Origin of the sequence: Mesobacillus subterraneus (assembly GCF_000934845.1) — a bacterium.
GTDB lineage: Bacteria > Bacillota > Bacilli > Bacillales > Cytobacillaceae > Mesobacillus > Mesobacillus stamsii.
The window spans coordinates 25,993-49,289 of the sequence record NZ_JXIQ01000019.1 but is presented as its reverse complement, the minus strand read 5'-3'; the positions used below and the strand labels follow the sequence as shown (position 1 = coordinate 49,289).

Here is a 23,297-nt window from a genome sequence, read left to right as displayed (position 1 = left end):
AAACGTCTCTCCTTATGCTTCCTTTAAAATGAAAGCTTATTCTCCATTCCTGCATAAAGTGATGGCTTTATTGGAAAAATAACTATGTTCTTTCTATGGAGGTGACCTTAATGGAAAAAGATACGCTTGCATTCCACGAAACGATGGAAGCACATGAAATACTGAATTTTAACACGATTAGTATCCTGAAATCAAAATTAATCCAAGGACTTTGCTTTGATAATGACTTAAAAGCTCTAATGGAAAAAGAAGTGCAACAATCGATTGCAGCTGTAGAAGAATTGAAGACCTATTATGAAGAAGCCAGGACAAAACTAATGAAAGAAGGGGACCAATAATGGAAATGGATTATCTTGATCCACAGGGTGCTGAGCACATGCCCGAGATGGCTGATGCATCCTTTGCGCTAGATTTTCTTCTAGGGATTAAAAATGGCATACATACTTACGGTATTGCTTTGACCGAAACAGCGAATGGGGACCTGCGTAAGATTTTTTACAAACAGATGGAACAGGCCATTGATCTCCATGCCGAAATTTCGGATTTAATGATTGAAAAAGGCTGGTTTTACCCTCATGATGTCGGAAAACAAATGGAATTGGATTTGAAGTCCGCTGACATGGCAATCAGTATTGGAAAAATGGAGTTATTCCCAATGGACACGGACCGTCTTGGAATGTTCGCGACACCAAACAAATAAAGGGGGTAAGATGATATGAAAGCCGTTACGTACCAAGGCAGCAAGAATGTAGAAGTCAAAAATGTTAAAGATCCTCAAATTAAAAATTCGGACGACATTATCATAAAAGTAACTGCTTCGGCAATTTGCGGCTCCGATTTGCATTTGCTTCATCAGATGATCCCTAACTTGCCTACTGACTATGTTATTGGACATGAGCCAATGGGTGTAGTAGAAGAAGTTGGTCCTGGCGTAGAAAAACTAAAAAAGGGTGACCGTGTGATCATTCCTTTTAATGTTAGCTGCGGAGAATGCTGGTATTGTAAAAATGACATTACATCACAGTGTGATAATTCAAATCCACATGGGGAAATGGGCGGATTTTTTGGCTACTCAGAAACTACCGGCGGTTATGCAGGCGGACAAGCTGAATATATGCGTGTTCCTTATGGAAATTTCACACCTTTTAAAATACCTGAGAACTGTGAAGTCGAGGATGAAAAACTTGTCTTGCTGGCAGATGCAGCTGCGACAGCATTGTGGAGTGTCGATCATGCTGGGGTAAAACCGGGGGATACGGTAGTGGTATTAGGCTGTGGCCCGGTTGGCTTGCTGGCACAAAAATTTGCGTGGTACAAAGGTGCAAAGCGTGTCATTGCTGTTGATCATTTGACCTATCGTTTGGAACATGCGAAAAAGACCAATAAAGTGGAAATAGTGAATATAGAGGAACATCAAAATACCGGTGAATTTCTTAAGGAAATCACAAATGGCGGTGCAGACATCGTCATTGATTGCACCGGCATGAGTGCAAAAATGTCACCATTAGAATACTTGGCGACAGGCATGAAGCTGCAAGGCGGTGCGATGGGCGGCCTGGTGATTGCTTCACAAGCAGTTCGTAAGGCTGGTACGATCCAAATTACAGGTGTATATGGAGGCAGATATAACGCCTTTCCCTTGGGGGATCTGTTCCAGCGAAATGTAGATTTGAAAATGGGACAGGCTCCAGTAATCCCATATATGTCTTTTCTTTACGATCTTGTTTCTAATCGAAAAATGGACTTAAGTGACGTCATTACCCATGTTCTCCCACTCGACCAGGCTAAACACGGCTATCAGATTTTCGACACAAGAACAGATGGCTGCATCAAAGTCGTCCTTAAACCGTAGTATACAATAATGTCTCCCATGCAAAAACAACCCATTCCATCAGCGGAATGGGTTGTTTATCTTACTCCATATCAACATTATGGTAAACCTGCTGGACATCTTCTAAATCTTCCAGCGCATCTACAAGCTTCTCAAACTGGGCAAGTGAGTCGGGCTCGAGGGAAATTTCATTTTGTGGAAGCATCGTCAATTCGGCAACTGTAAAATCTGTAATACCGGAATTCCTGAAAGCTTCCTGTATAGCGTGGAATTGTTCAGGCTCCCCGTAAATAATTACCGAATCCTCTTCCTCAAGGATATCACGTGCATCCACATCTGCTTCCATCAAAATTTCCAAAGCTTCTTCGGCCGATTTTCCTTCAAAACCAATTACTGCTATTTTATCAAACATATAAGAAACGGAACCGGCTACTCCCATGTTGCCTCCGTTCTTCCCGAAAGCAGCGCGTACGTTGGAAGCTGTCCGGTTTACGTTGTTGGTAAGTGCATCTACAATAATCATCGAGCCGTTAGGTCCAAAGCCTTCATACCGAAGCTCATCATAGCTTTCTTCTCCCCCGCCCTTGGCTTTTTCGATAGCACGATCAATAATGACTCTCGGTACATTGTATGTTTTCGCTCTCTCAAGGACAAATTTCAGAGCTTGGTTTGATTCCGGATTTGGATCACCCTGCCTGGCTGCAACATAAATTTCTAGTGCAAATTTAGAATAAACCCTGCTAGTGTTCGCATCCTTGGAAGCTTTCTTTTCTTTGATGTTGTTCCATTTACGCCCCATATAGTCCACTCTCTTTCCAGTTATATCAGTTAACTGCAAGCCATCCATAATAGAATAAAAGCCATGCAGCATTTCACAAATAATATTATACCTTAAAATAAGAAAAAATGAAGCCTGATCTAAATGGCTGGCTGATGGGCATTTATAGTTTGCTAAGGAATTCGTTCATTGCCCTCACTAGATCTTGGGGCTGTTCAAACATGCTCATATGTCCGCTGTTTTTAATAAGGTATTTTTGGATATTTGGTTTATCAACCGTAAATGTTTTCTCGGGAGGAACAATTTGATCGAGTTCTCCAGCAACCAACAGCACCGGAAGCTCAGTCTCTTCCAGAACATGATTTCGGTCCGGCCTGTTTTTCATTGCTGACAGGGCACTAACAAGTCCTTTCACAGAAGTCTTTAGGCCGATTTTGACTATCTCGGAAATTTCGACAATATTCAACTCGAGGTTAGCAGGCGAAAAGAGCTTTTTGGAAAGTTCCTCGATAAATGAATCAGTACCTTGCTTCTGTATTTTTTCTGAATTCGTGTCCCTGCCTTCTTTCGCATCAGTCGTGTCAGCATTTGCCGTGGAGTGAACCAGGGAAAATCCGTTTAAGTACTGTGGATAAAGCTCGGCAAAAGCTAAAGTAATATATCCGCCAAGCGAATGACCGAACATAGTCACTTTCTCAATCCCTAAATGATCAAGAAAGTCTTTTACCAAAAATGCATAATCCTCTATTTTATAACTGTCGTTTACCATGCCTGACTCGCCATGTCCTGGAAGATCGATGGCGATTACTCTGTACTCTTTGGTTAATTCAGGAAGTACTTTGTCCCAATACTCTTTTCCGCCAGCAAAACCATGAATAAGAACAATCGGTTTTCCATTTCCTTCCTCATAAAAACTGATTTCTGTGTTTGCTGCTTTTATTTTTTGTGTAGTCATTTCATTCACTCCTATCTTTTATACTACTTAGATGAAAGGACAGCTTATTCCCTTTTCTTTTTGATGCTGTGATACTTGAAAGAACATTACTATGAACCCATTTCTTCAAACTCTTTTATTTTTTCAAGTCTTTCTACCAGCACAATGCATTTTTTATCTCCAATTTCATAAATATACATCTTATGTCCATGCTCTATTAGGAGCTTCTTGAATTGAATCTGACCGGATAAGTCATATCCATTGGCTAAGTCAGTAATTTTTTTGAGGATTTGGTCTTTGCTTGGTTCTGTAGTAGATGCTATTTTAATAGGAATCGGGATTCCCTTGATTTTAAAGGTTACGAGGATAACGCTATCCAATTGCATCAACTCCTTTAAAAATCAATTCGACATTCGCGAATAATTTCCTGCTATAGTCCACCTATTTTCCTTTAATCATGGCAATCAAAAAAGAGAGGAATGGAATTTCCAATCCTCTCCTCTTCTCACTATTCTTCTTCGATCATGCCTTCATCAAAAGCCACAGAAACCTTTTCGAATTCTTCATCAGATTCAATGGCAGCAAAATCTCCATCTTCGTCAAGCTTGAGAAAAAAGATATCAATTTCTTCGTCCGTGCTTATTTTCAAGTCTTCCACAAAGCTGACAGCAACATAATCAGATCCGTCTATGTTCAATGTTGCGATTACCTCGACCTCTTGCTCGATCTCGCTTTCGTCGCTAATTGTAAATACTTCTCCAACTTCCATTTTTTCCATAGTTGTTCCTCCTCATGTAAATAGTATTCCCTATAAATGGTGCGAGCTAACTCTCAGAAAGAAATGCTGTGATTTTTCCTTTGTTCCTTTCAAAAACCTGTTTTCCCATTTCTTTTAATTTTGCAGTGTAAGTAAAATCGTCAAAAGGAACTTCCTCTAATAATTCAGTATTCAAGCGAAGATAACGATCACTCAGCAAAAGCCTGCAATGATAAGAGACGGATTCAGATGATAAGTCCATCGCCAGATCCAATAGCTTAGGGGTTATTTTCAATGATGGAAAACGGAATGGCAGCCACTGACGAATTCCCCAGTATTTATTCTCCTCCATTTTAAAAGCGATGTTCTGCTGGCCTGTCCCGATGGAGAGAATCTGTATTTCCTCTAGCTCCATTTTAAAGTGATGCAATGCCTCAGTCAAACAAACCAATGATGGGTTATTGGCCCACAATCCCCCATCAATCGATAAAAACTGATTATTAACATTGTTTGGAGGAAAATAAATCGGCGCCGAACAGGAGGAAAGGACAGCATCCCATAATTTAACTGAAAGTTCTTTTTCCGATGAATAACCAAAGTCTGAGCGGTGGACATACGGTTTTCCATGAGTAATATCAACTGCAGGAATTAAAAGAGGTTTTTTTATTTCGCCAAGGGTAAGATCTTGGAAAGCTTGCTTCAGCAGCCTCCTCAAATAACGGTCACTGTATACACTTGTAAAAAAACCAATCTTTGATTTTTTGACAAAAATCTTTTCTCCATAAAATTCGTACCTATCCATCAATTCCCCCATCGATCTATTCAAAGCAACGGAAGCGGCAATGATGGATCCTGTACTAGTTCCTGAGATCACATCGAACAGACTGCCTACAGGCTTGCCGAATTCTTCTTCGATCGCCTTCAGGATGGCGATCGGGAAAACACCTCTAATACCGCCACCGTCAATACATAACAACTTCATGAAATTCCCCCGCTACGTCTTTGATACTATCATCCTTCCCATTCCACTAAAACAATATGATGAAACGAAAACAGAAAGAAGAGCTGCCTTTGATCAGGTAGCTCTTCACAAAAATCACTCTTATGACACTTTTTCTTTTTCATGGTTGAAAGAATATTCGTCTTCCCAATACTCAGCATTCTTAATGCCGAGCTTTTTGGAATTGAACACCGGATCTAGCCCTTGCTTTTTCTGTTCCTCATAGTCCTTCAAAGCAATCAGTGCCGGCTTAGCGAGCAGGACAATGGCAATCAGATTCAGCCATACCATCAATCCGAGACCAGCATCTCCCAGCGCCCATGCAAGTGATGCTTCTTTCACAGCACCGTAGAAAGTTGCTCCTAGGATGACAACTTTCAGGACAAACATCGGTATCTTACCATTTCTTCCTCTGAGAAGATAAGCAATATTTGTCTCGGCCATATAATAATAGGCCATGATGGTTGTGAAAGCGAAAAAGAATAGTGCTACTGCAACAAATTCTGCTCCGAAACCAGGAAGTACCGCATCAACAGCAGCTTGTGTATACCCTGGACCAGCCTCTACACCTTTCAAGTTTTCGACGATGAACGCGCCATCAGCCCCAACTGTATTAAACATACCGGTGAACAGGATCATGAATGCCGTAGCAGAACAAACGAATAAAGTATCGATATAAACAGAAAATGCCTGGACAAGGCCCTGTTTAGCTGGGTGGGATACTTCTGCAGCAGCAGCTGCGTGAGGTCCTGTACCCTGTCCAGCTTCATTGGAATAAATACCTCGTTTTACCCCCCAAGAAACCGCACTTCCCACGATACCGCCAAACATAGAGTCAGCACCGAAAGCACTTTTGAAAATCAAAGCGAAAACCGCGGGAACTTCAGTAATATTCATTCCAATAATGATAAGAGCAACAAGGATATATCCGATTGCCATGAATGGGACCGTATACTGGGCAACTGTTGCAATCCTTTTTACGCCTCCAAAAATGACGAATCCTAAAAGAACGATTATAACCAAACCAGATACTGATTTGTTGACACCAAAAGCATTCTCAAGGCCAAGCGCAATCGAGTTTGACTGAATCCCCGGCATTAAAAGGGCCATTGCCAGCAATGCCGCTATAGAAAAAGCAATCGCAAACCATCTGATGCCAAGACCTTTCTCAATGTAATAAGCAGGACCGCCGCGATAAAGACCATCTTGCTTAACCTTGTAAATCTGGGCTAATGTTGATTCAACAAAAGCGCTGCTCGCCCCAATGAACGCGATTGCCCACATCCAGAAAACCGCACCAGGTCCACCCATCGCAATCGCAGTGGCAGTACCAGCGATATTACCAGTTCCTACACGGCCAGATAAAGCGATAGATAAGGCCTGAAAAGATGAAACGCCCGCATCGGAACTTCTCCCCTGGAACATGAGCATAATCATGTCCTTTATGAGTCTTACTTGTAAAAAACGTGTCAGGATGGAGAATACCAGGCCGATGCCTAGAATAATATAAATGACCGGGTTGCTCCACAAAATCCCATTGAGCCAAGAAACGAAAGCTTCCAAATGAATCCTCCTCAAATTTTATTTTTTTCTATTTTGAATTATAAGATAATAAAACTCAAAGGACAATCAAAACCTGATATTTAACAGCAAATTATTTATTAATCTGTTATAACTAAAGATTTCGCCAACAATTTTAGCAGAAAAAAACAAAAGCAAATGACGGTGGTCACCTGCTTCCAATGATTTTCTTACAGACAACTTGAGGGATAGAAGAAACTATTTTATATTCCTCTCGCGCAAAATCGGCAATGAACAGCAGCGAAAGGAGCCTCCGGATTTAATAATCTCCGAAATATCAACTTCGATTACTTTAAAGCCTTTCCTTCTGAGCTGTTCATTCACTTCTTTGTTTACAGGCAGACTGATAATCTGTTTGTTTCCGATACTCAGGACATTGGTACCAAGAGTAAATTGTTCTGCTTCGCTAACATCAATCAGATCATAACGGGAGCTAAACAATTGAATGTCTGAATCTGTCAAAGCAGGCCGGTAAATTAAAGCAACAGTAGGGGAGACAACATTGAAAACACAATCAAGATGAAGGTATTCTTCTTTAAAGGGAATGACCCTAACGTCCACATTCGGTAGCAATCCCTGCAGATGGTCGGCTGCCTGCTTGTTGGTCCTATTGCTCATGCCTACATATACGGTGTCCTGATCAATGATTACATCGCCGCCCTCAATCTTATCACCTAGAAGATTGTAATAGGAGATCTCTTCATCCTCTAACCACTGTTTCAATACATCCTCCTCGCCTTTTCGGACGTCATTTGCCATTTCTGCAACAAAAATGGTTTCGCCGAGGGTGAAGCCAACATCCCTAGTGAAGACTTGCTCTGGAAACTTTTTATGGTACGGAAGCAGAATGACTTCAATACCGTAATCTTTTAATGTATTCACAAATTTTTGATGTTGCTCCAAGGCAAGCTCGATATGAATTCCCTCATCCTTAAAATGTTTTTGAGTTTCATTTATGACATCCCGGATGGTCATATATTGTGGCTGGCAAAGAATGACTTTCTTAAGTGCATCATATTCATTTATGATATACCCTCGATTTTTCGATGGTATGTTCTGGTTCATTATTATTCCTCCTCGTCATGATAGTTTTTCCGATTTGCACACAAATGATTACTCAACTGTTAAAATTCCTGTCAGAAATCCTTCCTAACTTACTGATTACCCAATTGGTATCCGTTAAGATGAAACAAATTACATCTATTTACAAATGGAATGGGGAGATTTCTATGGTCAGACAGAAGGAATTGGATTTGGCGAAATTGATTGTGATGCTTGACCTATTTCGGGATCAATTGTTTGAGCAACTTCTGAAAAAAGAAGGAATGCAAGCAATGGAAATTTTGCGCAAAATTCAAAATGACGATCTTTAAGGGGGCTATTTTATGTCATTCCATTTAAGGACTGCTGTTGAACAATTAAAGGAACATTATATTAAACATTTGGTGAAAACAGGGCTAACGAAAAAAAGTGAAAACGAATTAAGAAAACTAACCGTGACTGAACTAAAAAATTTAACAAATGGACGGTAGCTCCTCCAGTTTTTCTTTACAAAACATGATGTTATGTGAGAAAATGTAACATAAAAAGAAAGAAGCGTGGTGATCCTTCTGGCTGCTGATTCCTCCTATAAAGATAAAAAAGTGATTACAATCGGGATAGTTAGTGAATTAACAGGTCTTTCAGAACGGCAAATACGATATTACGAAGAAAGAAAACTGGTTTTTCCTGATCGAACACCAGGCGGGAGCAGAAAATATTCGTTTGCGGATGTTGAACTACTAGTTGAGATCGCCAATAAGATTGAAGATGGTGTCCAGACGTATGAAATCAGGCAGGAAATGGTGAAGCAACAGAAAATAAATGAAGCAGAAGAACATAAAAAAATGATCCAAGGACAACTAAATGCCCGATTCGGTATACGAAAAAAATGATCTTGAAACCTTCTTCCTAGAGGGTTTTTTTGTTTGACTTAAATTTGATGTTAGATTTCCTTACACGGTAGTGGTTTTCTTATGAATTAGATGACAAAATACATATAACATACAAACTAAAGAGGGAGTTGAGCAAAATTGGATACAGCTTTTTTATTAAATAGCTTATGGGTAATGGTTTCAACAGTATTAGTAATTTTGATGATTGGGGGCTTCATTTTACTTGAAACAGGTTCTACCAGAATGAAAAATGCTGGCCATATCGCCGGCAAAACGATTTTGACATTTGGTATTTCCTCCATTGTTTTCTGGGCTGTAGGATATGGTCTGATATTCGGGGAAGGCAATTCGATTTTAGGATTTTCGGATTTCTTTTATTCAGGCTATGAAGTGGAAGGGCTTAGCCTTTCAGGATCCGTGTTCTTCCTTTTTCAACTGGCTTTCGCGGGAATTTCGATTACAATAGCTTTTGGCGGATTCGCTGAAAGAGCAAAATTATCTGTTTATGTTGTTTTCGCAGTTTTCTTCTCCATATTGGTTTATCCGTTTATTGCTCACTGGATTTGGGGCGGCGGCTGGCTTGCAGAACATGGGAAACAGGATTTTGCTGGTTCGACAGTCGTTCACCTTACAGGCGCAATGGGTGCCTTGGCAGCAACACTTCTATTGAAACCTCGTTTAGGCAAATATAATAAAGATGGCTCGGCCAATAAAATTGACGGTCATAACCTCGTATTCACCGCGTTGAGTGTACTCTTCCTCTGGGTGGGTTGGTTTGGATTCAATGCAGGCAGCACGCTATCAGTAGATGGAGCATTTTTTGGATTTGTCGCCCTGAACACGAATCTTGCAGCTGCGGCTGGTACCATTGCTGCACTTGCTGTTTCATGGATTGTCATGGGAAAGGCCGATATCCCAATGATGTTGAACGGAACACTGGCCGGTCTTGTCGGCATCACTGCTTCCAGTGGCTTTGTTGATACATGGGCAGCAGTTGTAATTGGATTGGTTTCCGGAATTCTCGTCTTCTATAGCATTAGGTTTTTTGAAAGCAAACAGATTGATGACCCTATATTTGCATTATCCGTTCATGGGGCAGCAGGAGTTTGGGGTACTTTATCAACTGGATTCTTCGCAACTCCAGAATTGGCAACTGTCGGAAAACCAGGATTATTTTATGGCGGAGGTTTCGACCAGCTCGGGGTACAGGCTATGGGAGTTTTAGCTTCCGGTGCTTTTGCTTTTGTTGTTTCCTACCTCATTTTGTTAGGAATGAAAATGGTGATGAATGGCTTGAGAGTTACAGAAGATGAAGAAAACATTGGACTGGACATCAGTGAACATGGTATTTATGGATATCCGGAATTTGTCAATATTGAAGCAACCATTAGAGAGTCAAAAAGAGAGACAAAGGTTGAGAATCCCTCCCTTGTCACGCAGCGACCTTCCATTAATTAACGGAAAAGCCATCTGTCAAATCGAGCGAAAAACCATTTTATTTTGATTATCGAAAGATTATTGGTACTATTGAATGGTATAGACGCTAGGAATAGATAAAAGCTCTTCCTAGCTGTTAATATCATTCAATAAAGGAAGATGCAATTATGGCAGACGGCAAACGTTTAACCGATATCAAATTTTCAGTGCTTGATCTTGCCCCAATCATTAAAGGCGGCACCGCTTCAGATGCACTGAACAACACGCTTGACCTAGCTAGGCATGTGGAACAATGGGGATATCATCGCTACTGGCTGGCAGAACATCATAATATGCCTGGGATTGCTAGTTCTGCAACTTCGGTAGTCATCGGACATGTTGCAGCCGGTACATCCACAATCCGAGTAGGATCAGGTGGGATCATGCTGCCAAATCATGCTCCACTTGTGATCGCGGAACAATTCGGGACTTTAGAATCTCTTTTCCAGGGCCGGATCGATCTTGGGCTCGGCCGTGCTCCTGGCACAGACCAGATGACAGCCTATGCTTTAAGGCGAGAACGGCGCAGTGATGGCCAAGACTTTCCAGAGCAATTGGATGAACTTCGCGCATACTTTAATCCGGAACTTGATTCACAACTTCGAAGTGTGCACGCTATTCCCGGGGAAGGATTAAACATCCCAATCTGGCTTTTGGGATCAAGCGGCTATAGTGCACAGCTTGCAGGACAACTCGGCTTGCCTTTTTCATTCGCCAGTCATTTCTCTCCGGAAAATACTTTGGGTGCGCTAAAACTATATCGGAAAAACTTCCAGCCTTCTGATGTATTAGACCAGCCATATACTATGGTTGGCGTAAACGTGATTGCGGCCGAGTCGGATCAGGAAGCAGAATTTCTGGCGACATCCATGCAACAGCAATTCCTAAATCTTTTTAGAAATAATCCAAGTCCCCTGCTGCCACCTGTAAAAGATTTTGATAGTCAGATCAGCGAATATGAAAAGATGCTGCTAGATAGCCGAATCGGTTCCTCGATTGTTGGCGGACCGCAGACCATTAAAGCAAAGCTACAGGAGTTTCTTAATGATACTCAGGCGGATGAAATGATCATCAATGCACAAATTTTTGACCATAAAGCCAGACTGAAATCATTTGAAATCGTCTCTGACATTTTTAAAGAAAATAGGTAAATTCCATAAAAGAGGAGGAGCCAGTGGCTTCCCCTCTTTTGTTGAATTTAGGAAATTATAAACTTCTTTAGTTGAGGTTTACTTCAACGCCTAGCTCCTTGAGTCTCTTTTCTAGCTGCGGATCATACTCCTCGAGACACTTAGGGCCTGCCCAATGAAGTTAAAGGTGTATTGAAAAAAATGGAAATAGTTTTACTTATTTCGATGATCCAAATAACCAAAATTATAATAATAAGAGAATTAACTGTGGAAATGCTCGCATAGGGTATTCCGCTTGAAAGATGCCCTTATAGAGGAGGAAATGCTTGCATAAAGGTATCTTTCTGCTTGAGAGATGCCCTTATAGAGGAGGAAATGCTTGCATAAGGGTATCTTTCTGCATGAAAGATGCCCTTATGGCAGGAGTTTTAGTAAAAAACACGAAACATATAAAATTTTGGGAGTTGTGATTTCCAATTCGCTATATAAATCGAAAACTCGCTTAGTATTTTCAAACCGGTTTAAAGAGGAAAGCTTGGTTTTTCCATTAAAAAAGGGATTGCAGCCAAGGTGAGACCCGCAGGAGCAAAGCGACGAAATGCTCACCTGGCGCCCCACGGAAAGCGAGTGTCTGGAGTGGAAATCGATTATCGGCCAAACCAAAAAAGGACCGGGCGCAGTTTGCCCGGTTTTTCTCATTATTTGAGCATTGCCCCAATCGCCCCGCTAAACTCACCATTTTTCAAAAAAACCGGATCAATTCCAGACATTTTACAATAAGTATTGAGACTTTCGCGGAGGGGGTTATTTCCTGCAAGTGTACTCCCGATAAAGACAGCCTGGTGTATATTGTGAATACTAGCAACCTGAACAGTGAGAAGCGTAATCGTTTCTGCGATCATATTGTTAAGCGAAGCCATTTTGTCCGCTGAAGAGCTTGAAGGGAATTCTTGTATCTTCGCGAAATTGCTCGCTGTTAAATCACCATGGATTGGCGGGTTTTCCGGATAATAAATATCCTTCACGAGCAGGTCAACATTCCCCTTGTCCCCCTTAGCAGCTAAACTTACCAGTTCAGAAAAGCTATCCACTTCAGATAAAATTTTCCCCAGTCCCATAAAAGTACCTCCACCAATTCCACTTCCGAGAACGCGTTCATACTGTTCCCCTTTCATTGTAAACCAGGAAGTGCCTGTCCCGATGTTGACCAGTATGTAAGGTTCACCGGCAGTCATCGCTTCCCTCATTTTCAAATACTGGCTGCCTTCGCATACAGCAGAAAATTCATCTACCCCCTTTGCCTCCGGAAAATAATTGGCTTGTATCGTTCCTGCCTTTCCACCTGTCAGATAGATTGGTTTATTTGGTGCGGTGATTTTCAGCCACTGCAAGGCATCATCCAGTTCTGAATTAGGCTGCTTTCGAAAATGCATTCTCCCATTTTCCTCATAGACAATTTTAATTAAAGATCCTCCCGCGTCCACTCCAATTCTATTATTCATGTCAACCACTCCTTTCAGGTACCATGCTGGGCGACAGCTTATTTCTTATTGTATGACCTGGATGCATATGATTTCAACGAAAAACGGCAGTTCATCTTAACTGCCGCAGCTAGAATTATTTATCACGGATTAATTATCAGCATTTGAATATTCTGACGGAGTCTTTTCTCTCACTTGATTTTCAGCCTTTTCCCTTTCTTCCTCCTGAAGCTTCCTCCACAGAATCTTGCCGCTGCTGGTCATCGGGAATTGCGTCCTGAATTCTACCTCGCGAGGGTACTTATAAGCTGCCATATGCTGTTTGGACCAATCGATGATTTCTTCTTCGCTTAATTTTCCTTCATACCCATTATTTAAAATGATAAATGCTTTTACCGATTCGCCTCTTCTTGGGTCAGGTATTCCGACTACAACCGCCTGCTGGATTGCCGGATGTTTGTAAAGATAAGATTCAACCTCTGTAGGCCAAACTTTATAGCCAGAAGCATTGATCATCCTTTTAACACGGTCAACCATGAAATAGTAGCCTTCTTCATCATAACGGCCAATATCGCCCGTCCGGAAAAACTTTTTGCCATCTATTTCAATGAAGGAACTTCTGTTCTCCTCCTCCCTGTTGTAATATCCCACCATTACCTGCGGCCCATTTACGATAATTTCTCCTGCCTCACCGGGATCAAGCTCGTTCCCGGTGGATGGTTCAATAATCCTTGCATCAACATCAAAGGATGGAATGCCAAGGCACTGCATTTTAGGCCGATCTGGTGGATTGAAATGGGTCTGGGATATTGTTTCGGAAAGTCCGTACCCTTCTACAAATCGCTGCCCGGTCAATTTAAAAAGCTTTTCCCCCACTGCCTCTGGAAGGGCTGCGCCCCCGCCGGAAATCGATGTTAGTGTGGCAATATCCCTTGGATCAAGTTTTGGATTCGCCAGGAAATCGACAATCATCGTAGCAATCGCAACCCAGTGTGTGCACTCTTGAGATTTTATTAGTTCCACCGCTGTCTCCCGGTTCCATCTTGTCACTAGGATCATCGTACTTCCGGAAAAAATCGGCATATGCATGCTGTGTACCATGCCGGTCACATGGAATAATGGCAATGTAGTCAAGTGAACGGTACTCGTTGTCGAGCTGGACCAATGATAGGCTCCGATGGTATTCGCCTGGACGGTCCGATTCGTATGCATGCAGCCTTTTGGAAGTCCGGTTGTTCCGGATGTATAGGGAAGCACGACAATGTCATCTGCCTTTGTCGTATGGGCATCTGGCTCATATTGGGCTGCAATAGCTTCAATCCAATGGAAGTGCCCTGGTTGTTCATGAACTTCCCTGGCAGCCTCTGCCTCCGGAGGTACGACACCGTCAAAATTCTCTCCTTTGTAATCAGAGTAGGCAGCAACCACAACATTCTGTAATGGAGTTGAACCGATCAGCGGCTCAACCTTTGCATAAAGCTCCTGCCCAACCAACGCCGAAGTAATCTCACAATCATTGATGTAAAAACTCAATTCATCTGCAGTCAGCATAGGGTTGATTGGCACTACGACTGCATCAGCTCGAGAAATTGCATAGAATCCAATGACGAACTGGGGAGAATTTTGCATGAATAACAAAACTCTGTCATCCTTTTTAACTCCAAGTTTCTGCTGGAGGAATCCAGCAAGTGAATTTACATCTTCGTTCAGCTCTCTGTAAGTAATGGCATTTCCATAGTAATAGATTGCAATTTGGTCCGGATATCTTTCCGCACTGACTTTCAGATTCTCATAGAGGGATGTTTCCGGCAATATAAGAGATTTAGAGGTTCTTGGCCAGTGATCAAAGTGTAGGTTTGGCATCATATAGTCCCCTTCATAGATTATTATTCAACCGGCTTAAGAGCAATTCTTTTTAAAGGAAGCAATACCTTCCTTCTGTTTTCAATGACATACTTTTCCTTCCTTTTTGTAAACGTTGTCATTCAAAACGTCTATTATCCTCTTTTTGTCCATCAGCATAGGAACCGTGGTAAAAATATTTTGCCGTGAGACAAATTCAATTTCCTCGTCAAAGCCATGTTTACTTAGCATCCGTCCAACTCTGGTATCTTTTAAAATATCATTACTGTTTAGATTGTGCCTATGGTAGAAACTTTGCGCAGCATAAGCAGAATCCGTCAGGAAATACTCCTTGTCATATTCCTTAATTAGGCAGTCAATGAAGCATCCCGCCCCATGGAAATCCTCGACATTAAACTCATTCGAGGAGCCTGAACAGACAACCACGATCGTTTCTCCCTGGTAATCTTTTAAAATATGATTGGCTACTGCCCGGCAATTCATTAAGGACGCCGCATAAACTCTTTGGGCATCGGCCGAATTTTTAAGCGCGACGGTTCCATTGGTTGTCGACAGGATGACGGACTTCCCCTCGATTTTTTCTCTCAATTCCAGCGGATTTGGTGACAGAAACCCATCGATTGTTTTCCCCTGATACTCGCCGACGAGTACGAAACAATCTTTCTCCCTCCCTGCTGCTTCCTTTTCCGCTTCCTTTCTATCATTGACCGGAATCACCTCTTTGGCACCGAATTCAAGGGCTGACGTGATCGTGGAAGTTGCCAGAAGCACATCAAAAACTACAGCGATTTTATTGTCGGCCATTTTTTGCTTGTCAATCTCTTCTTTTTTTAGCAAAAGGTGAATTTTCATTCTGTCCTTCACCCCTTCTCTTCTGAGGTATATAACGCATATTGAATCAGGCTGCTGACAAACGCATCTAGGTGAGCAAACCGGCTATCCTTTGTCTGGCCATTTTTCCACCTAAAATAAATTTGCTGGCAGATCACCGCAAGCTTGAAATAAGCGAATGTTTGATAGAAATTCATATTCGCAAGGTCCTTGCCGCTTTTCCTCGCATACCTCTCCATGAATTCGTTACGCGTCATAAACCCTGGTATCACTGTAACTGGCGGTTTTCCCAGCCCGCTTTTTAACAGATCGGAATCATCCGGTTGAATCCAGTAGCTCATCGCCACACCCAGATCGGCCAGCGGGTCACCTACCGTCGTCATCTCCCAGTCGAACAGTCCGACCATTTTGGTTAAATCCTCATTGAACATGGAATTATTCAATTTATAATCATAATGAATGATTGCTGGCATTTTGGATTCTGAGACATTCTTTAGCAACCATTGTTTCAAATGCTCAACCCCTTCGATAATATCCGTTTCCGCTCGCTCATAACGGCGGATCCAGCCTATGACCTGCCGTTCCATGAAGCCTTCAGGTTTTGTCATTTCGGTCAGCCTAGTCTTCGTATAATCGATGCTATGAAGCTCAACGAGGTGGTCAACCATCGTTTCCGATAACGATCTGCACATTTCTTCAGTCGGCGCGATGCCTTCTGGGAAATCTGTATCAAGTACGATGCCACGCTTTCTTTCCATCACAAAAAACGGACTGCCGATGACATTTTCATCAGCAAATAAAAAGGGCTTCGGAGCAGCAGCAAAGTGTGGACTAATCTCTTTAAGAATTTTGTACTCTCTAGCCATATCATGCGCTTTTGGTGCAACAGGACCGAACGGAGGCCGCCTTAAGACGGCCTCCCATTCTCCAATTTTCAGCTGGTAGGTGAGGTTTGATTTCCCAAAGCTAAACTGATCAACTGTTAAAATGCCTTCTGGAAGATCAGGCAATTGCTCCCTCAGGTATTTTTCGATTCCTTCTGTATCTAGTTCTTCTCCTTGCCTGATCGGTATCGTATCAGAAGCCATTTTTCCATTCCTCCTTTGGAATTTCTTTTCAATGCATTCTCCCATTTTTAAAGGACATGAGTGCCGCCATCCACTACGACTACGTCTCCAGTGATGTAGTCAGAGGCTGGGGACGCTAGGAATACAGCAACCCCCTTTAGGTCGTTATCAGATCCAAATTTCCGTAGTGGCGTTCCTTCGAGGATTGCCTGGCCGCTTTTTTCCAGCAGGCCTTTTGACATTTTAGTCGGGAAGAAACCGGGTGCTATTGCATTAACGTAGATCCCGCGTGGTCCCCATTTTGCAGCAAGGTCTTTTGTAAAAGTGATCACAGCGCCCTTGCTGGTGTTATAGCCAATTGCATCCATTATCTTTGGATTGGACCCTTTCAATCCAGCCACCGAGGCAATATTGATGATTTTCCCTGAGCCTTGTTCGAGCATGACTTTCCCAGCTGTCTGTGACATCAGAAATGTTCCAGTCACATTGACATTCATTACCTTTTGCCACGCCTCCAGCGGCATATCTTCCGCTGGCGCTCCCCATGACGCTCCGCTGTTATTGACGAGAATATCGATCCGGCCGAATTTCTCTACAGTTTGGTTAACGACATTTTTTACATCTTCTGGGTTCGTGATGTCACATTTCAAAGCAAGGGATTCAACACCGATTTCCTTCAGTTTTTGACTTACTTCCTCACATGCCGCGACTCGTCGCGAACAGACGACAACATTGGCTCCTACTTCTGCAAAACCAACAGCGATCTGTTCGCCGAGACCGCGTCCGCCACCAGTGACAATGGCGACTTTTCCTTTTAGTGAAAATAATTCTGATACATGCATTGCTGTTTCCCCCTACCTATATTTTTTCAGTTCATACCTTGCAATTGCCCGTTTGTGTACTTCATCAGGCCCATCCGCCAACCTCAGTGTCCTGATATTTGCCCAGGAAGCAGCGAGCGTGGTATCATCACTTACTCCTGCAGCGCCGAAAGCCTGGATCGCCCTGTCGATGATTTTCAACGCCATATTTGGTGCAACAACTTTGATCATTGCAATCTCTGCTTTCGCTTCTTTGTTTCCAACTGTATCCATCATATAGGCGGCTTTCAATGTCAGAAGTCTGGACTGCTCAATATCGATTCGTGCTTCCGCGATCCATTCCTGGATGACCCCCTGTTCGGCAAGTGTTTTGCAAAAAGCAGTTCTTTCCAGTACCCGTTTGGACATTTCCTCTAGTGCCCTTTCAGCAGCTCCAATCGTCCTCATGCAATGGTGGATCCTGCCTGGGCCAAGACGCCCCTGGGCAATCGCAAAGCCTTTCCCTTCATCCCAAATCATATAGGAAACAGGCACTCTGACATTCTTGTATTCTATTTCGGCATGTCCATGTGGAGCATGGTCATAGCCAAAGACTGGGATGGTTCTCTTAATTGTCACTCCCGGACTTTCCAGCGGAACGAGAACCATAGATTGCTGCTCATGCTTTGGAGCATTTGGGTCATTTTTTCCCATCACGATCGCAATCTTGCAGCGCGGATCGCCTGCACCCGATGACCACCATTTTGTCCCGTTAATAACATATTCGTCGCCATCACGGACGACGCTAGCCTGAATATTCGTTGCATCAGATGAAGCAACATCCGGCTCCGTCATGGAGAAACAGGAACGGATTTCCCCATTTAAAAGTGGTTTCAGCCATTGTTCCTTTTGATCTTCCGTTCCGTAGCGGACAAGCACTTCCATATTCCCGGTATCTGGAGCAGCGCAGTTGAACACCTCTGGCGCGATGCTGGACCTGCCCATGATTTCGCAAAGGGGAGCGTATTCGAGATTTGTCAATCCTTCCCCATATTCGCTCTTAGGCAAAAACAGATTCCAAAGACCTTTTTCTTTTGCTTTTACCTTTAGTTCTTCCATGATCGATGGAACCTTTGAAAAAGGGTCCTTTTTGTCAATTTGTTCATTATATACCTGTTCATTTGGATAAATGTATTCATCCATGAAATCTGTCAGCCTGGCCTGGTATTCCTTGACCTTTTCTGTATGGTCAAAATTCATATCTTCCACCTCTTCAAATTTTCTTTTGATTGAATAATTCTGTTTCAAACCATCATCAACGTCACCTGTTTCTGGAAAAAACAAACGTTTTTTTAACAGAAGTAGATTTAGCTGAAACAATTGGCGCAGATATTCCTGAAATTATTGATATTATTAGTATGAAGAAGCATAAAGCTGGCAAGTAACAGTTCCTTTAATGACCTCGTTGCCATTTTGGTTGACTGCTCGGACGAGGAATCGGAGATTGTTTTCATTTTCCTCTGCCAGTTCAGCCTGGAGAGTGACAACGTCATTCAGGAACACCATTCCTTTGAAACGAATGGTATAGTCCTGAATGTAACCTTCCTCGTAAAAATTAGTAAACAGTTTTGCCAGGTTGCCCATCGTCCACATTCCGTGAGCGATAATCCCAGGCAGTCCCGCTTTCTGGGCTTCTTCGTCTATTGTATGAATCGGATTATAATCACCGGAGGCACCGGCATATTTAATTAAAGTGATACGATCCACCGGATCCAGCTGGATTTCCTTTAGAGATTCACCAATCTTCCATTCTGCCAATCTACTCATCCAATCAGCACCTTCCTTACTGCTTCCGTAATAATGACTGTTTGCGTAGAAGTGAAAACAACCTGACCCATGTCGTCCTCGCCAAAGCTCTCCAGCACAAGAAATCCCATCTCTCCTTGAGTGCCTTTCTTTTCAAAGTAATTTTCCACTACGGAGTAGCATGTGAGTTCTTCACCTACCAATAATGGACGCTCATAATGGTAGGTTTGTTCACCATGGATCAGGCCTTTATTTGGAAGGTTCAATCCGTCGATTGTTCCATAGTCAAATACTCTCGGAAACGTTGGCGGCGCGATGTTTCTGCTGTATCTGGAGTTTTTGCCCGTTTCCTCGTCCACGAAAATGGGATGAAGATCCCCGATGGCTTCCGCAAACTTTTTGACAGCACCGCGTTCAACTATATTTTTCACTTTATTCGATTGCTTGCCAATATGCTCTTTGAACATAGATCCTTCACCTCACGTTAATTTTTAGGCCCGCCTGCGACATAAATGACCTGGCCATTTACAAAGGATGATTTTTCATCCGCAAAGAAAGCGACCGCATTGGCAATATCCTCCGGTTTTCCGCTTCTGCCAACAGGAATTCCCGCTACACTGTGTTTAATTAAATCCTCAAAAGGGATGCCAATTCGAGCTGCAGTTTCTCTTGTCATTTCCGTTTCGATAAACCCTGGAGCTACGGAGTTTGCGGTTATGCCGTAACGCCCCAGCTCAATGGCCAGGGTTTTGGTGAACCCCTGAAGCCCTGCCTTGGCTGCAGCATAGTTTGCCTGTCCTCGGTTTCCAAGTGCAGAAGTTGAGGAAATATTAATAATCCGGCCATACTTCTGTTCGACCATGTACTTCTGAGCAGCCCTGGCTGCATTGAATGATCCCTTTAAGTGAACATCCATGACTGTTTGCCAGTCAGAGTCGGTCATCTTGAAAAGAAGGTTGTCACGTATGATGCCCGCATTATTCACTAGAATATCAACCGAACCAAAGGTATCTTTCACCTCTTTGAAAGCTTGTTCTACTTGCTCTGCGTCAGTAACATTCGCTATCTTTGAGTAGACTTTATATCCCTTTTCACGAAGCTCATTCGTTGTATCTGCAAGTACTTCCTCGTTCAAATCAATAAAAGCTACTTTAGCTCCTTCTTGCGCGAATAGCTGGACAATCCCTTTTCCAATTCCCCGGCTTCCTCCTGTTACAAAAGCCACTCGGCCATCAAATCTTCCCATCATGATTCCTCCCTATCTGGTAGCTGTTAACGCTTTCATTTTTACTTATTAAACAAACTGGCCTATTAAAATTGTATGTTACTACCCTTTTTCACATACCTACCGGTTGGTATGTTACTCTTAATTTTAGATTGAAATTTCAGAAAAATCAAGTTTTTTTATATAGGAAACAAAAATAGCAGGGGAAATTCCCTGCTAAAAATCGGGTAAATGATCGAGATTGTTTTCTTTGATTCCGTCTGGTTCACTCCTGAGAATATCCCGTCCGTATTTATGGAATACATCCACATGGGCAAGCCTGCCAGCCTTCGCTTCACTGAGGGCAGTGACGTAATCCAGCTCTCTGCCATTCTCTGTCTTGAACGCAATCAGGTCCCCGTCATCATTTTTCCGGACAGCCACGATTTGCTCTTTCCCGGGCTGGCCAGTGTTTACTTCGATTTCCACCTGTGTTTTGCTTTGCTCCTTATATTCATTGTAGATCTGGTTAAAATCTTTATTATCCAAAATACCACCTCCCGAACATATGTTTAGTTTTTGCCAAAAGGAAGCTTTTATACAAAAAAAGAAGTGACACTAAGTCACTCCTCTAAAATGGCTGCCAAGCTAATGCCCTGGCTTTGTTGAACCGCTGCTCTACTTCCTTCCAGTTGACAACATTCCACCAGTTTTCAACATATTTAGCCCGTTCGTTTTTATATTGAAGATAATAGGCATGTTCCCAAACGTCCAAAACGAGGAGTGGAACAACATCCCACTGTGTCAGGTTTTGATGCTTTTCAGCCTGGAGGATCTCGAGGCGATGGGAACGAGGAGACCAGACAAGGATGACCCAGCCTACAGCTTCGACATTTTTAGCGGCTTCGGTAAAATGTTTTTTAAAATTCTCGAAGCTGCCGAATGTATCGTTGATGGCCTTGCTTAGCTGCCCTTTTGGAGTTCCCCCTCCATTCGGGATCATAATGTTCCAAAAAATCGTGTGGAGATAATGGCCTGATCCGTGGAAAGCTGCTTCCCTTTCCCAGTGTTTGATCAAAGAGAAATCACCGGTTTGCCTGGCTTTCTGCATTTCTTTTTCTGCTTTGTTCAAGCCATCTACATAGCCTTGGTGATGCTTTAAATGATGAAGTCTCATGATTTCTCTATCGATCACAGGCTCGAGCGCATTATAAGCATATGGCAATGGCGGCAATTTGTGGCCTCCTATTGGCACCGGCTGTAGCCTCTGTGGTTGCAGGCGTCCATCTTCAGGGCTATTTTCAAAATTTGTAAGCTCGTCAAATAATTTTCTTGCTTGTGCATACAACTCTTCCGCATCCGGGTTACTTTCTGCTTTATTTTTCAGTGTGAATAAGTTTTCTTCCCATTGCATTAACGAGTCTTGATCTCCAGATTCTCTAAGCTGAGCTTTTACGGAGTCCCATTTCTCTTCCATCTCCCTGCACCATTCCTGCAAGGAATATTTAAACCAATACCCGTGCATTTTATCGCCTCCCAAAACTACATCCATAATCAAAATATGAGCGGACTGGTTTAAGGATTACAGTATTTAAAGTTAAATGGTATTTCGCTTCAGGAAAAAAGTTTATAATAAGAATAATGCGAGAATCTTCATTATAGGGAGGAGTTATAATATGGCATATCCAATTACGGACGAGACAGTGAACCTGTTGAAGGAACTGGTCAGTATTCCGAGTCCTTCAGGTAATACAAACGATGTGATTACATATGTAGAAAATTATTTAAAGGAATTGCAGGTAGAAACGAAAAGAAATCGCAAGGGTGGGTTGATTGCCACCTTGCAGGGGAAAGATCGGCAAAACCACAGAATGCTGACTGCCCACGTCGATACTCTTGGCGCCATCGTAAAAGAAATTAAACCAAGTGGACGACTAAAGCTTGATTTGATCGGCGGCTTTAAGTATAACTCCATCGAGGGTGAGTATTGTGAGATTGAAACTTCCAGCGGAAAAAAGTACTCAGGAACGATTTTGATGCACCAGACTTCCGTACATGTCTATAAGAATGCCGGAAAAGCAGAGCGCAACCAGGATAACATGGAAGTACGTGTCGATGAAAAAGTCCAAAGTGCTGATGATGTGAGAGCACTTGGCATCGAGGTTGGAGATTTTGTCTCGTTTGATCCGCGTGTACAGCTTACGCCATCCGGGTATATTAAATCACGTCACCTGGACGATAAAGCAAGCGTAGCAATCCTCCTTCAGCTAATCAAACAAATCAAAAGTGAAAACATGGAACTGCCGTATACAACACATTTCCTCATTTCTAATAATGAAGAAATCGGTTATGGAGGAAATTCGAATATCACACCGGAAACTGTTGAGTACCTGGCGGTGGATATGGGTGCGATGGGCGATGGCCAATCTACCGATGAATATACGGTTTCCATTTGTGTGAAGGATGCGAGCGGCCCATATCATTATGAACTTCGTAAAAGGCTGACACAACTGGCCATCGACAATGGAATCGGCTACAAACTCGATATCTATCCTTTTTATGGATCGGACGCTTCAGCCGCAATCCGTTCAGGACATGATATCATCCACGGTCTGATTGGTCCTGGAATCGATTCATCACACGCATTTGAAAGAACGCATAAAGATTCTATTGAAAATACAACTAAGCTGCTTTATCACTACGTACAATCTGAAATGATTTTATAATGATAAATAAAGGAGATGCGCTTCGGTATGAAAGCGCATCTCCTTTTTACATAGTTAGTAGGTGTCTGCTAATTCATTCATGAATTCTTCCGATACTG

At 42.5% G+C, this 23,297-nt stretch carries 27 protein-coding genes; 9 read left to right on the top strand and 18 right to left on the bottom strand.

What is annotated here, in order from left to right; genetic code table 11:
- The first annotated feature begins 110 nt into the window (after nucleotides 1-110).
- The 3 genes from UB32_RS03280 to UB32_RS03270 are packed head-to-tail and all read left to right on the top strand — an operon-like array spanning nucleotide 111 to nucleotide 1,852.
- The gene (locus UB32_RS03280; RefSeq protein ID WP_044391177.1) at nucleotides 111-338 is read left to right on the top strand and encodes a hypothetical protein; all 228 of its coding nucleotides are present in this window, start codon (nucleotides 111-113) and stop codon (nucleotides 336-338) included.
- A complete protein-coding gene (locus UB32_RS03275; RefSeq protein ID WP_044391175.1) occupies nucleotides 338-700 on the top strand; it encodes a spore coat protein in 363 nt (120 codons plus the stop codon). The genes UB32_RS03280 and UB32_RS03275 overlap by 1 nt, the downstream gene beginning before the upstream one ends.
- A gap of 15 nt (nucleotides 701-715) precedes the next feature.
- A complete protein-coding gene (locus UB32_RS03270) occupies nucleotides 716-1,852 on the top strand; it encodes a zinc-dependent alcohol dehydrogenase (RefSeq protein ID WP_044391174.1) in 1,137 nt (378 codons plus the stop codon).
- Nucleotides 1,853-1,913: 61 nt separating this feature from the next.
- Here the strand turns inward: UB32_RS03270 and UB32_RS03265 are convergent, their stop codons facing one another.
- The 7 genes from UB32_RS03265 to UB32_RS03235 all read right to left on the bottom strand — a co-directional run bounded on the left by UB32_RS03265 (nucleotide 1,914) and on the right by UB32_RS03235 (nucleotide 7,946).
- The gene (locus tag UB32_RS03265) at nucleotides 1,914-2,630 is read right to left on the bottom strand and encodes a YebC/PmpR family DNA-binding transcriptional regulator (protein WP_044391173.1); all 717 of its coding nucleotides are present in this window, start codon (nucleotides 2,628-2,630) and stop codon (nucleotides 1,914-1,916) included.
- Nucleotides 2,631-2,772: 142 nt separating this feature from the next.
- Nucleotides 2,773-3,564 carry an alpha/beta fold hydrolase gene (locus UB32_RS03260; protein ID WP_044391171.1) on the bottom strand — a complete coding sequence of 264 codons (792 nt, stop codon included), beginning with the start codon at nucleotides 3,562-3,564 and terminating at the stop codon, nucleotides 2,773-2,775.
- An 89-nt stretch (nucleotides 3,565-3,653) separates the two neighbouring features.
- Nucleotides 3,654-3,923 (bottom strand): hypothetical protein, encoded by a 270-nt coding sequence (locus tag UB32_RS03255; protein WP_044391169.1) that lies wholly within the window; start codon nucleotides 3,921-3,923, stop codon nucleotides 3,654-3,656.
- Between the two features lie 128 nt (nucleotides 3,924-4,051).
- The gene (locus UB32_RS03250; protein ID WP_044391168.1) at nucleotides 4,052-4,321 is read right to left on the bottom strand and encodes a DUF1292 domain-containing protein; all 270 of its coding nucleotides are present in this window, start codon (nucleotides 4,319-4,321) and stop codon (nucleotides 4,052-4,054) included.
- Nucleotides 4,322-4,367: 46 nt separating this feature from the next.
- Entirely contained in the window at nucleotides 4,368-5,282 is a 915-nt protein-coding gene (locus UB32_RS03245) for a CBASS cGAMP-activated phospholipase (RefSeq protein WP_044391166.1), read from the bottom strand.
- Between the two features lie 120 nt (nucleotides 5,283-5,402).
- Entirely contained in the window at nucleotides 5,403-6,863 is a 1,461-nt protein-coding gene (locus UB32_RS03240; RefSeq protein WP_044391164.1) for an alanine/glycine:cation symporter family protein, read from the bottom strand.
- A gap of 216 nt (nucleotides 6,864-7,079) precedes the next feature.
- The gene (locus tag UB32_RS03235; protein WP_044391162.1) at nucleotides 7,080-7,946 is read right to left on the bottom strand and encodes a dimethylarginine dimethylaminohydrolase family protein; all 867 of its coding nucleotides are present in this window, start codon (nucleotides 7,944-7,946) and stop codon (nucleotides 7,080-7,082) included.
- Between the two features lie 164 nt (nucleotides 7,947-8,110).
- On the opposite strand from UB32_RS03235, the gene UB32_RS20145 reads away from it, so the two are divergent.
- The 5 genes from UB32_RS20145 (at nucleotide 8,111) to UB32_RS03220 (ending at nucleotide 11,442) form a co-directional block, all read left to right on the top strand.
- Nucleotides 8,111-8,254 (top strand): hypothetical protein, encoded by a 144-nt coding sequence (locus UB32_RS20145; protein WP_198528149.1) that lies wholly within the window; start codon nucleotides 8,111-8,113, stop codon nucleotides 8,252-8,254.
- Nucleotides 8,255-8,266: 12 nt separating this feature from the next.
- Complete coding sequence (gene fbpA / locus UB32_RS19255; protein WP_084221702.1) at nucleotides 8,267-8,413, top strand: Fur-regulated basic protein FbpA; 147 nt, start codon at nucleotides 8,267-8,269, stop codon at nucleotides 8,411-8,413.
- 78 nt (nucleotides 8,414-8,491) lie between these two features.
- Nucleotides 8,492-8,815, top strand: coding sequence for a MerR family transcriptional regulator (locus UB32_RS03230; RefSeq protein ID WP_044391250.1), 324 nt, complete (start codon nucleotides 8,492-8,494; stop codon nucleotides 8,813-8,815).
- A gap of 138 nt (nucleotides 8,816-8,953) precedes the next feature.
- Nucleotides 8,954-10,273, top strand: a complete 1,320-nt coding sequence (locus UB32_RS03225) for an ammonium transporter (RefSeq protein WP_084221701.1) — start codon at nucleotides 8,954-8,956, stop codon at nucleotides 10,271-10,273.
- A gap of 146 nt (nucleotides 10,274-10,419) precedes the next feature.
- Nucleotides 10,420-11,442, top strand: coding sequence for an LLM class flavin-dependent oxidoreductase (locus UB32_RS03220; protein WP_044391160.1), 1,023 nt, complete (start codon nucleotides 10,420-10,422; stop codon nucleotides 11,440-11,442).
- Nucleotides 11,443-12,119: 677 nt separating this feature from the next.
- Here UB32_RS03220 and coaW read toward each other — a convergent pair.
- The 11 genes from coaW to UB32_RS03160 form a co-directional block, all read right to left on the bottom strand.
- Complete coding sequence (gene coaW / locus UB32_RS03210) at nucleotides 12,120-12,923, bottom strand: type II pantothenate kinase (protein ID WP_044391157.1); 804 nt, start codon at nucleotides 12,921-12,923, stop codon at nucleotides 12,120-12,122.
- Between the two features lie 129 nt (nucleotides 12,924-13,052).
- Complete coding sequence (locus UB32_RS03205) at nucleotides 13,053-14,765, bottom strand: long-chain fatty acid--CoA ligase (protein WP_044391156.1); 1,713 nt, start codon at nucleotides 14,763-14,765, stop codon at nucleotides 13,053-13,055.
- A gap of 81 nt (nucleotides 14,766-14,846) precedes the next feature.
- Complete coding sequence (locus tag UB32_RS03200; RefSeq protein WP_044391154.1) at nucleotides 14,847-15,617, bottom strand: 2-phosphosulfolactate phosphatase; 771 nt, start codon at nucleotides 15,615-15,617, stop codon at nucleotides 14,847-14,849.
- An 8-nt stretch (nucleotides 15,618-15,625) separates the two neighbouring features.
- Complete coding sequence (locus UB32_RS03195) at nucleotides 15,626-16,684, bottom strand: phosphotransferase family protein (protein WP_044391152.1); 1,059 nt, start codon at nucleotides 16,682-16,684, stop codon at nucleotides 15,626-15,628.
- Nucleotides 16,685-16,731: 47 nt separating this feature from the next.
- A complete protein-coding gene (locus UB32_RS03190; protein ID WP_044391150.1) occupies nucleotides 16,732-17,505 on the bottom strand; it encodes an SDR family oxidoreductase in 774 nt (257 codons plus the stop codon).
- Nucleotides 17,506-17,517: 12 nt separating this feature from the next.
- Entirely contained in the window at nucleotides 17,518-18,723 is a 1,206-nt protein-coding gene (locus UB32_RS03185; protein WP_044391248.1) for an acyl-CoA dehydrogenase family protein, read from the bottom strand.
- Between the two features lie 153 nt (nucleotides 18,724-18,876).
- Entirely contained in the window at nucleotides 18,877-19,290 is a 414-nt protein-coding gene (locus tag UB32_RS03180; RefSeq protein WP_044391148.1) for a MaoC/PaaZ C-terminal domain-containing protein, read from the bottom strand.
- Entirely contained in the window at nucleotides 19,287-19,736 is a 450-nt protein-coding gene (locus UB32_RS03175; RefSeq protein WP_044391146.1) for a MaoC family dehydratase N-terminal domain-containing protein, read from the bottom strand. Before UB32_RS03175 ends, UB32_RS03180 begins: the two co-directional genes overlap by 4 nt.
- A 17-nt stretch (nucleotides 19,737-19,753) precedes the next feature.
- A complete protein-coding gene (locus tag UB32_RS03170) occupies nucleotides 19,754-20,518 on the bottom strand; it encodes a beta-ketoacyl-ACP reductase (RefSeq protein WP_044391144.1) in 765 nt (254 codons plus the stop codon).
- A gap of 192 nt (nucleotides 20,519-20,710) precedes the next feature.
- A complete protein-coding gene (locus UB32_RS03165; protein ID WP_044391142.1) occupies nucleotides 20,711-21,022 on the bottom strand; it encodes a DUF3892 domain-containing protein in 312 nt (103 codons plus the stop codon).
- A gap of 82 nt (nucleotides 21,023-21,104) precedes the next feature.
- On the bottom strand, nucleotides 21,105-21,998 hold the full coding sequence (locus UB32_RS03160; protein WP_044391140.1) for a superoxide dismutase: 894 nt from the start codon (nucleotides 21,996-21,998) through the stop codon (nucleotides 21,105-21,107).
- A gap of 151 nt (nucleotides 21,999-22,149) precedes the next feature.
- Between UB32_RS03160 and UB32_RS03155 the strand changes: the two genes are divergently transcribed.
- Nucleotides 22,150-23,199, top strand: a complete 1,050-nt coding sequence (locus UB32_RS03155) for a M42 family metallopeptidase (protein WP_044391137.1) — start codon at nucleotides 22,150-22,152, stop codon at nucleotides 23,197-23,199.
- Nucleotides 23,200-23,297 lie beyond the last annotated feature (98 nt).